The following is a 689-nucleotide window of genomic DNA, read 5'->3' as shown; positions in this document are numbered from 1 at the left end:
TCCAACGTGCCATCGGTGAGGGTGAGCAGTTCCTCACCCGTGACCATCGACACCGGGCAGCCGTTGGTGGCCGTCTTGTCCGACGCCGCCGCCGCATTCCCAGCCGGATTCTTCCCAACAGCAGGCACATCATCCACATGCTCCGCCTGCTTCAGCATCGCGTTCTGCCGCGCCTTCCAGCGCATCTGCAGCCTGCCTTGCTTCAACCCGCCAACCACCCCGCGAACCGCGACCGCCTTGTAGCGATCCACGGCCTGCATGAACTTCGTCAGAATCCCCAAAAGTCCCCTGACAAAACCCGTCGCCGCCTCAAGAATCTGCCCGCCATACTTCACCAACCGCAGGCTCAAATACGCCACACCCGCCGCTGGTAACGCGATGGTCAACACCACGCCAATCACCAGGTCAATCAGCAACGACACCACAAACCCAGCCGCCATCTCAGCCATTTCACCGGGCGGCAATGCGTCCAACCAGATCATCGCCGTGCGCAGCATCAGGAACAGCGCTGCCTCATCGCTGGCCAGCAGCATCGCCTGTTCCATGACTTTGGGCGCATCGGTGGCGAGCTGCGCCAATTTGGCCGCTTCTGCGCCCAACTGTTCGACATACTTCAATGGGTCATCAAGAATCGCCTGTACGAGCTTGATGCTGTCCCACACATCACGAATCGCCGCCCAACTGCCCGC

The 689-nt window shown here is 61.1% G+C and carries 1 pseudogene; it reads right to left on the bottom strand.

Going from position 1 to position 689, the window contains the following annotated elements:
* Nucleotides 1-689 (bottom strand): annotated as a pseudogene (locus HX793_RS32055) (type IV secretion protein Rhs); the annotation flags it as partial.

The organism is Pseudomonas reactans, from assembly GCF_013387025.1.
In the GTDB taxonomy this organism is placed as follows: Bacteria; Pseudomonadota; Gammaproteobacteria; order Pseudomonadales; family Pseudomonadaceae; genus Aquipseudomonas; species Aquipseudomonas reactans.
This window is presented reverse-complemented; position numbering and strand designations above follow the sequence as displayed.